The following is a 9,082-nucleotide window of genomic DNA, read 5'->3' as shown; positions in this document are numbered from 1 at the left end:
AATAAGGAATGTGGATATGTGCATATACACGTATTTGTGATTATAAGTAATAATAAAACCAAACATTTGCGGGAAAAATAAGATGTGGAGAAACTGGCAACTAAACAGGTGTTTATCCACATAATCCACACACTAGAAACCGAAACGGGATAAAACGCCCACTTATACACAAATCATCGACACACAACATCCCCTTATCCCCCGGGTTATCCACAACATCTCCAGCCCGTAAACGCGCCAGATGCGCGCTGGCGTGCAACCGGGCGTATGAAAGTCGATTTGAAGCCGGTTCCAGGTCGAAACGAGGCCATTTTGCGCCGCGGCCGGAGACCTTTCCACACCGAGGTGCACTACCCTTGGTGGATTGGTGTGGAAATTTGGTATATACAATATGCAACTTTATGTCGGGGCGGGAGTTACGACAGGCATGATTTGTTGACAAAATGTGGATAAGTTGGTGGTTATCCACATGTGTGGGAGCGGTTGGACCGTGTGTTGGGCGTCGCTGAACAGCAGGCGGGCTAAGAAAGCGAATTTCTGATCTTATCGAGGTCTTCCTGCAGGTTTTCGTCGTGCAACAGAAGCTTTTTGACCGTCTGGCAGGCGTGAATGACGGTGGTGTGGTCTCTCTTGCCGAAAACCGCGCCGATATCCTTAAGCGACGCGCGGGTCATGTCCCGGCAAAGGTACATGGCGGCCTGGCGGGCTGCCACCACGTGCTTCTTCCGCGTCTTTGCGGCGAGATCCTCTACGGACACGCCGTAGTGGCCGGCCGCGGCCTTCTGTATGTCTTCCATCCCCACGGAGCGCTGTTTTCTGCGGATCTTGTTGCTCAGCACCCGCTTCGCCACTTCGATGGTAATGTCGCAGTGACTCAGCGACGCGTAGGCCAGCAGGCTGAGCACGGCGCCTTCCAGTTCCCGGATGTTCGATGCGACGCGGTCGGCGATATAGGCGATGACGTCCGGGCTGAGGGACAGTCCGTCCTTGTCCGCCTTCTTCTGTAGAATGGCTTCCCGGGTCTCGTAGTCGGGCGGCTTCATGTCCGCGAGAAGCCCCCATTCGAACCGGGACACCAGCCGTTCCTCCAGGCCGGAAAGCTCCTTGGGAATCCGGTCGCTGGTCAGGACGATCTGCTTGCCCTTCTGCCGGAGCACGTCGAAGGTGTGGAAGAACTCCTCCTGGGTGCGGTCCTTGTGCCCCTTGCAGAAGAACTGGATGTCGTCCACGATCAGCAGGTCGACGTTCCGGTAGGTCTGCGCGAACTCCTTCGTCTTCTTTTCCTGGATGGACTCTATGAATTCGTTGTAGAAGATCTCCGACGTGACGTACCGGCTGCGGTCGACGGTGCCGAGCCGCTTCGATTCGTGGGCGATCGCCTGCGCCAGGTGGGTCTTGCCCAGGCCGACGCCGCCGTAGATGACCAGGGGGTTGAAGGTCTGCTGGCCCGGGGATTTCACCACGGCCAGGGACGCCGCGTGGGCGAAGTCGTTGCACTCCCCCACGACGAAGTTCTCGAAGGTGTAGTTGTCGTAGAGGTTGTCCGTTTCCGCTTCGCCCGCAGCCAGCTGTTCCCGGTCCGCCCGGTCCGCCCGGTCCGCCCGGTCCGTCACGTAGGAGGGCAGGTCGGTAAGCACTGGAATGATCTGTGAATTGCCCTCGAAGATGTGGTAGTCAATGACGACCTGGCGGCCGAGTTGTGTCGTCACGACCTGGCTGATCTTGTCGTGAAACCGCTTCAGCATCCGTTCGCCGGAGAACGGGTTCGGTACCTCGATCGTGAATTTTTCCGGTGTTACGTCATGCCCCCTGGTACGCTCGAACCAGGTCGCGAACGTCTGTGCGGGCATCATGCCCCTCAGTTCCGACAAGCACACCGACCAGAGCTGTGCAGGATCTTCCTGCTTCATCGCGTATTACCTTGTGGACCGAAGGGAATGGAACGCCTTTGAACGGACCGGTGCTTTTCCGGCCCGAAAACACACTCGTACGCTTGCATGCAACATGCTAAATTGTTGAAATTACTACATTTAAGGTGGTATTAGGTGCGACAACAAATCCACGGCAGGCGGAAACGTTGCGGGTCGTATCTTCATCTTAGTATGTATGGTGAGCGGGGTGCTGTCAAGAGAATATCTCGAAAAGATTTGCTACCCTGGGCCGACCAAAAACAACTTGACTTTAACGCGCTCCGAGGGTAATATGGAGGGCTGTTGTTTTTGCGAAAACAGGTAGAAAAAACGGGAGTAAACGATGAAGCGGACCTTTCAGCCGAGCAATCTCAAGCGGCACCGCAGGCACGGGTTTCGTCGAAGGATGAGCACCAGGGCGGGACGGTTGATTCTGAACCGCCGACGGGCCAAGGGAAGGGTACGCGTTGCCGTATAGGCGCCGCCCGAACGCGGCAGGACCGATGCACCATGGCCGCCGGTTCCCTACGTTTTCCTCACGACGAACGCATGAGACACCGGTGGGAGTTCGAACGGGTCAGGAAATGCGGACTGACCGTCCGCGGACGTTCGATGACCCTGTCTCTGGCCGCGTGTCCGGACCGGCTCGAGCGCCGGGTAGGTTTCATCGTGACCCGGCACTACGGCGGCGCGGTCAAGCGTAACCTGGTCCGCCGGAGAATGCGGGAGATCTACCGGTTGAACAGGTGCCGCCTGAAGAGGGGAATGCACCTGGTGCTGATCGCACGCAGTCCCGGCCGGGAATGGACCTATCGCCAGATGAACGAAGAGTTCCTGTCCCTCTACCGTACCGCGGTGACACGCTTATGTGGAAACGGCTGACCAGGGCAATCACGACCACGCTCGTCTGGGGCGTCCGCGGCTATCGGCTCGCAGTCTCCCCGCTCCTCCCGCCAAGCTGCAGGTTTACCCCCACCTGTTCGAAATACGCCATCGAAGCGCTTGAACGCAAGGGCCTGTTCACCGGGATCCGCATGGCCGCGTGGCGGTTGCTTCGCTGCCATCCCTTTCACCCGGGCGGCTACGATCCGGTGGAGCGACCGGACGGGCCGGCTGGAACCGGCAGATCTGGCGGACCACACGATTAGCCGCAGGCCACGGCTTGAAACCCCGGAATCACAACGACCATGGAAAAACGGGTACTCGGCGCATTCGGACTGATCATACTGACCTGGATCGGTTACTACTACATTATATACCCCATGTACGCGCCCCAGCGTCCCGCACCGGTCGACCGGGCGGTCCCGCAGCAACAGCCGGGGGATTTCGCGACCGGGGACGATCCCGCGAGCGTCTACCCGCCCGGCGAGAACACCGGATCGAGTTTCGACGCGTCGCCTGCTTTCGACGCGCCGTCGGACGCCGCCGTAACGGAGCCCGGACGGACGCCGCCTCCCCGCATCGAAGACCGGCCCCGGCAGGACCTGGCCGCGGACAGCTGGGACCGATCCGAACGCGTGTTGTTTCTCCCCCCGGCCGAAGGCGCGCCGGCGCCCCGTGAAATCGTCGTCGAAAACCAGTACTTCCGGGGTGTGATCAATACGATGGGCGGTGTGATAACCAGCTGGAAACTCAAGGGTTACCGGGGAATCGGCGGGGAAGATGTGGAACTCGTCCCCCCCGATCGAGAGTCCGGCCCCGACATCGTGCTCACCACGGAGCGCGGGCCCCGCAGCACCCGCGCCCTGCGCTTCGCCGCGGACCGCGACGCGGTCGTGCTGGGTCCAGGGCAGTCCTCGGGATCCGTGACGCTGACGGCCGACGCGCCGGGAGGCCTGACCATTACCAAGGCCTTCGTCATCAACCGGGACGATTACGCCGTGGACCTCCAGGTGCGGATCGACGGCGGACAGGACCTGGCCCTCGGCAGCAAGTACTATCTCCGGTGGGGCGGCGGGATCAACGTGACGGAGCGGGACTGGGACCAGGACCTGTACGCCTTCAGGGGATTCGCCTCGCTCAACGACACGGTGATCGATGAAGACCTCGGTACCGAGTTCGAGGATCCGCGGCCCGAGACCACGGGAGAGACCCACTGGGTCGGCGTGAGAAGCAAGTATTTCTTCACCGCCATGGTGCCGGTGGACCGGAAGGCCAGGGGATACCGGCTGAACGGCCGGCCCGTGCAGCGCGCCCAATACGACGACCGGCAGATCGCCGCGGAACTGTCGATGGGACTCGCGTCACCCCTGGTGGACAACTTCCTCCTCTATCTCGGCCCGGTCCACTACGATACCCTGGAAAGTTACGGATACGGCCTCGAGGGCGCCGTCGATCTCGGTTGGACGATCATTCAGCCGATCAGCAGGATCACGCTCATTTCCCTGGTCTGGCTGCACCAGTTCATCACCAATTACGGCGTCGTGATCATCGTGCTCTCCATCATCGTGAAGATCCTGCTCTTTCCCCTGACCCACAAGAGCATGAAGGCCACGCAGGGCATGGCCGCGCTCCAGCCGAAGATGGAATCGCTCAAGGAGAAGCACAAGAACGATTCGACCAAGCTGAACCAGGAGATGATGAAGCTGTACCGGGACGCGGGGGTGAACCCGCTGGGCGGCTGCCTTCCGCTGCTGCTGCAGATGCCGATCCTCATCGCGCTCTACACTATCTTCAGCAGCACGATCGAACTGCGGGACGCGCCTTTCATCGGGTGGATCCAGGACCTGTCCCTCCGGGACCCGTACTACGTGCTGCCCGTCCTCATGGCGGCCACGATGCTGATCCAGTCCAAGATGACGATGAAAGACCCCCGGCAGGCCATGTTCGTCTACATCATGCCCGCGGTGCTGTTCTTCATCATGATGAACCTGCCTTCCGGACTGATCCTGTACTGGACCATGATCAATGTGCTGACCATCGTGCAGCAGGCCTTTCAGAACCGGTTCTTCCCCGTTCAACCCGCCAAATGACGCACCCGCAGGGCACCGGTCCGCAAGATACCGGCTCGCCGGGCACCGACCCGCAGTGCACCGGGCGCGGCAGCAAGCCTCGTTAACCCCATGACCTCGCAGGCCCCGAACGATACCATTGCCGCGATCGGCACGCCACCCGGCGAGGGCGGACTGTGCGTGGTGCGCATGAGCGGTCCCGACACTTTCGCCATCGCCGACAGGGTGTTCGGAGGCACCAGCCGGCCTTCGGAGTGCGGGACGCACACCATCCATCACGGCCACGTCATCGATCCCCGGAGCCACGAGCGGGTCGATGAAGTGCTCATGTCCGTATTCAGGTCGCCCCGTACCTACACCCGGGAGGACCTGATCGAGTTCAGCGGCCACGGCGGCATGGTTCCGGGCGGGATGATCCTGGATGTGCTGATCAGGTCGGGCGCCCGGCTGGCGGAGCCGGGGGAGTTTACAAAGCGCGCCTTTCTCAACGGAAGGATCGACCTGCTGCAGGCGGAAGCGGTGGGCGAGTTGATCCGGGCGCGGACCGATGCCTGCGCGCGGGCGGCCCTCAGGCAGCTGAACGGGACCTGCTCGCAACAGATCGACGAATTCAGGATCAAGTTAATTCAAATAATTGCATATATTGAAGTTACGCTTGATTTCACAGAGGAGGGCATCCCGGATATGACGCCGCAGACCTTCCTCGACCAGCTCCGACCCGTCCGGGAAGCGCTCGGCCGGCTCATCAAGTCTTCCCACGAAACGCGCGTACTGAGGGACGGGGTCCGGGTCGCGTTGCTCGGCAAGCCGAACGTGGGGAAGTCCAGTCTGCTCAACATGCTGACGGCGCGGGACCGGGCGATCGTGCATCCGGAATCGGGGACGACGCGGGACACCATCGAGGAAAGCGTCGAGATCGAGGGCGTGCCCGTCGTCTTCGTGGATACGGCGGGCATCCGGAAGACCTCGAACCGGGTGGAACAGCAGGGCGTTATCCGGTCGCGTACGGAACTGGAACAGGCCGATATCCCCCTGGCCGTCTTCGACGCCACGAGCCCGCCGGACGACGACGACCGTCAACTGGTGAAGATGTTGTCCGGGCGGACCGCCTTGTTTATATTCAACAAGTGCGACCTGGATGCTTATGATCCGGACGCATACCTGGAATTGACCTCGGGCGACCGGTGGATCCGGACCTCGGCAAAGCAAGGCGAAGGCCTGGAGAATCTCAGGGAAGCGATTCTCGAGACCGCGCGGTTCGATCCCGCCGGTTTCGAGTCGGGACTCGTCGTCAATGCCCGTCAGGGCGAGCTGCTCGACCAGGCGAAAACTAGTCTTGACCGGGGTATCAGGGTTCTGGAAGAAGGGCTCGGCGCCGAAATGGCCGCCGTCGATCTGAGGGAATGCGTGCACCGGCTGGGCGTACTCGTGGGAAAGGAAATCGGCGATGCGGTACTGGATCATGTGTTCTCCAGGTTCTGTATCGGGAAATGATGTTCCACGTGGAACAGGGACCGGGTAATGGCTGAAAACGAACGGCCGACATCGGTTGAAGTCCTCGTCATCGGCGGAGGCCACGCCGGATGTGAAGCCGCCCTGGCTTCGGCGAGAATGGGCGTAAAGACGGCGCTCGTAACCCTCGATGCTTCGAAGATCGGGCAGATGTCCTGCAATCCTTCCATCGGCGGCCTGGGCAAGGGACAGCTCGTGAGGGAGGTCGACGCGCTCGGCGGGGAGATGGGCAAGGCCGCGGACGCGACGGCCGTGCAGGTCAGGATGCTGAACACGCGCAAGGGTCCGGCGGTACAGTCTCTGAGATCCCAGAATGACCGCGTGGCATACCGGGATTACATGCAGCGGGTCATCGGGAAAACGTCGAACCTGACGGTAGTGGAAGGCGAGGTTGCGTGCCTGGACGTCGACCAGCGCTGTGTGACGGGGATCCGGACCAGCGATGGACGCGCCATATCCTGCCGTGCCGTGGTCGTGGCTTCAGGCACTTTTCTGAACGGAGTCATGCATCGGGGCGCGAGCAATTCCTCCGGAGGACGTCTGGGAGAAAGGGCGGCCACGGAGCTGTCCGACTCCCTGCGGGATCTGGGGTTCGACATCGGCCGGCTGAAGACCGGCACGCCGCCCAGAGTAGATGGTAAATCCATAGATTACAGTGAGTTGGAGATCATTGCGGGCGATGAGTTCCCCGAGCATTTCTCCCAGGATAGGCTGTCACCGGCTGATGAGCAACTGCCCTGCTACCTGACCTTCACGAACGCCCGGACCCACGACATCATCCGTTCCGCCCTGGACCAGTCGCCCATGTACTCCGGCCGGATCACCGGCCGCGGTCCCAGGTACTGTCCATCCGTCGAGGACAAGATCGTACGGTTCCCTGATCGGGACAACCACCAGATCATACTGGAACCCGAGGGGTGGAATACCGACGAAGTATATGTAAACGGCTTCTCCACCAGCCTGCCGGAACCGGAGCAGGACCGGGCGCTGCACACGATAAAGGGTCTGGAGAAGGCGGAGATCCTACAGTTCGGATACGCCGTCGAATACGATTTCATCCCTCCCGACAACCTGACACGTTCCCTGGAAACGCGCCAGGTAGACGGGCTGTTCCTCGCGGGTCAGATCAACGGTACTACGGGCTATGAGGAAGCCGCGGCACAGGGTATTCTGGCCGGCATCAATGCCGCGCTGAAGGTCGGAAGCCGACCGGCGTTTACGCTCGACCGGGGAGAGGCCTACATTGGTGTGATGGTAGACGATCTCATTACAAAGGGAGCGGACGAGCCTTACCGGATGTTCACTTCGCGTGCGGAGTACCGCCTGCTGTTGCGGCACGACAACGCGGATATGCGCCTGTCGGACCGGGCCTTCGAGATCGGTGTAATTTCAAGAGAACGTCACGAGGCCACAGTAACCCGGCGCCGGCTGGTGGAATCGGAAACAAACCGGCTGAAAGGGGAATACGTGGTTCCGGACAGGATAAACCCCATACTCGAGACCAGGTCCTCGACGCCGGTATCGGAGCCCGTGTCCCTCCACAAGCTGCTGTCCCGCCCGGAGATACAGTATTCCGACCTCTATACCGTAGACCCGGATCCCATGGACCATGAACCGTCTGTCATCGGCCAGATTCAGACAGCGGTCAAATACGCCGGGTACCTTGAACGCCAGCACAAGGAAATCGAACGCATGCGGTCCTGGGAAACCCGTGCGATCCCCGGGGAATTCGATTACGCTTCCATCCGGGCCATGTCTCACGAAGCACGTGAAAAGCTGGCCAGCATCCGGCCGGCAAACGTGGGGCAGGCGTCGCGGATCCCGGGCGTAACACCCGCCGATCTTTCCATCCTCGTCGTACATCTCGAACGCGTTAAGGCCAGGTCCCGCACCGAAAAGTCCAGCTTCGAAAACCAGGTGTTCCACGTGGAACATACCAAGACATGACATGGACACTATCGAGCATTTTGTCCATGGTATGGAGAAACTCGGTCATCGGCTAGACGCCCGTAAAATCGGGGCATTCGAGCGATACCTGTACGAAATCCGGCGTGTAAACCACGTACTCCGCGTCATATCTATGAACGACCTGGAACGCATACCGTCGCGCCATTTTTGCGATTCGCTCATGCCCGCACTGAAGGGTGTCCTGCCCACGGGCGGCGTGATCGTGGACATCGGAAGCGGTGGCGGTTTCCCTGGGATACCCCTCGCCATTTTCGTGCCTGGAACACACTTTGTTGCGGTCGAATCAAATCAGAAGAAGTGCGCTTTTCTGAAGTTGGCGCGGCGTGCGTTGTCGCTGGATAATCTGAAGGTCTGCAATACTCGGATGGAGCAATTACCGGAACGTGTGCCGGATGGCATGTATGACGGCGCGGTGGCGCGGGCGGTCAGTTCTATCGGCCAACTCGTGGAATGGAGTGGTCCCATCTTGAAACCCGGAGGGAAGCTGGTCTGCTACAAGGGGCCCGGTCCGGAGGCAGAGATCGAATCGGCAGCATCGGTCATGAAGGCGCAGGGCATGGTATGGGAGGCTACCGTTCCATACGAAGAAGGGGTTGTTGGCTCTCCGACCCTGGTGGTGCTTAAGAAAGTGTGAGATGGAAGACCCGTGATTCAAGAAAGCTTATCGAATCGAAAAATGATCGTAAGATAGCAAGAAACCCACCGATGAAACAGACTACCCCTTTCCCGATCGTCCCATGT

The 9,082-nt window shown here is 60.3% G+C and carries 8 protein-coding genes; 7 read left to right on the top strand and 1 reads right to left on the bottom strand.

What is annotated here, in order from left to right:
• Positions 1 to 521: 521 nt before the first annotated feature.
• Positions 522 to 1,910 carry a chromosomal replication initiator protein DnaA gene (gene dnaA / locus F4Z81_05135; protein MXW04437.1) on the bottom strand — a complete coding sequence of 463 codons (1,389 nt, stop codon included), beginning with the start codon at positions 1,908 to 1,910 and terminating at the stop codon, positions 522 to 524.
• A 343-nt stretch (positions 1,911 to 2,253) separates the two neighbouring features.
• Here dnaA and F4Z81_05130 point away from each other — a divergent pair, with 343 nt between their 5' ends.
• The 7 genes from F4Z81_05130 to rsmG all read left to right on the top strand — a co-directional run bounded on the left by F4Z81_05130 (position 2,254) and on the right by rsmG (position 8,975).
• Positions 2,254 to 2,388 carry a 50S ribosomal protein L34 gene (locus F4Z81_05130; protein MXW04436.1) on the top strand — a complete coding sequence of 45 codons (135 nt, stop codon included), beginning with the start codon at positions 2,254 to 2,256 and terminating at the stop codon, positions 2,386 to 2,388.
• 32 nt (positions 2,389 to 2,420) lie between these two features.
• Positions 2,421 to 2,792, top strand: coding sequence for a ribonuclease P protein component (gene rnpA / locus F4Z81_05125; protein MXW04435.1), 372 nt, complete (start codon positions 2,421 to 2,423; stop codon positions 2,790 to 2,792).
• On the top strand, positions 2,777 to 3,058 hold the full coding sequence (gene yidD, locus F4Z81_05120; GenBank protein MXW04434.1) for a membrane protein insertion efficiency factor YidD: 282 nt from the start codon (positions 2,777 to 2,779) through the stop codon (positions 3,056 to 3,058). Before rnpA ends, yidD begins: the two co-directional genes overlap by 16 nt.
• A 39-nt stretch (positions 3,059 to 3,097) precedes the next feature.
• Entirely contained in the window at positions 3,098 to 4,882 is a 1,785-nt protein-coding gene (gene yidC / locus F4Z81_05115) for a membrane protein insertase YidC (GenBank protein ID MXW04433.1), read from the top strand.
• A gap of 90 nt (positions 4,883 to 4,972) precedes the next feature.
• On the top strand, positions 4,973 to 6,355 hold the full coding sequence (gene mnmE / locus F4Z81_05110) for a tRNA uridine-5-carboxymethylaminomethyl(34) synthesis GTPase MnmE (protein MXW04432.1): 1,383 nt from the start codon (positions 4,973 to 4,975) through the stop codon (positions 6,353 to 6,355).
• Between the two features lie 27 nt (positions 6,356 to 6,382).
• Positions 6,383 to 8,320: a tRNA uridine-5-carboxymethylaminomethyl(34) synthesis enzyme MnmG gene (gene mnmG, locus F4Z81_05105; protein ID MXW04431.1), complete on the top strand. Its 1,938-nt coding sequence runs from the start codon at positions 6,383 to 6,385 to the stop codon at positions 8,318 to 8,320.
• Between the two features lies 1 nt (position 8,321).
• Positions 8,322 to 8,975 (top strand): 16S rRNA (guanine(527)-N(7))-methyltransferase RsmG, encoded by a 654-nt coding sequence (rsmG, locus tag F4Z81_05100; GenBank protein MXW04430.1) that lies wholly within the window; start codon positions 8,322 to 8,324, stop codon positions 8,973 to 8,975.
• Positions 8,976 to 9,082: the final 107 nt, after the last annotated feature.

Source organism: Gemmatimonadota bacterium (genome assembly GCA_009835325.1).
In the GTDB taxonomy this organism is placed as follows: domain Bacteria; phylum JAAXHH01; class JAAXHH01; order JAAXHH01; family JAAXHH01; genus JAAXHH01.
Note: the sequence above shows the minus strand (reverse complement) of the source record. Positions and strands in the feature narration are given on the sequence as shown.

Coding starts and splice junctions, on each gene's coding strand:
- dnaA (MXW04437.1), bottom strand. CDS start 1,910: ATGAAGCAGGAAGATCCTGCACAGCTCTGGTCGGTGTGCTTGTCGGAA.
- F4Z81_05130 (MXW04436.1), top strand. CDS start 2,254: ATGAAGCGGACCTTTCAGCCGAGCAATCTCAAGCGGCACCGCAGGCAC.
- rnpA (MXW04435.1), top strand. CDS start 2,421: ATGGCCGCCGGTTCCCTACGTTTTCCTCACGACGAACGCATGAGACAC.
- yidD (MXW04434.1), top strand. CDS start 2,777: ATGTGGAAACGGCTGACCAGGGCAATCACGACCACGCTCGTCTGGGGC.
- yidC (MXW04433.1), top strand. CDS start 3,098: ATGGAAAAACGGGTACTCGGCGCATTCGGACTGATCATACTGACCTGG.
- mnmE (MXW04432.1), top strand. CDS start 4,973: ATGACCTCGCAGGCCCCGAACGATACCATTGCCGCGATCGGCACGCCA.
- mnmG (MXW04431.1), top strand. CDS start 6,383: ATGGCTGAAAACGAACGGCCGACATCGGTTGAAGTCCTCGTCATCGGC.
- rsmG (MXW04430.1), top strand. CDS start 8,322: ATGGACACTATCGAGCATTTTGTCCATGGTATGGAGAAACTCGGTCAT.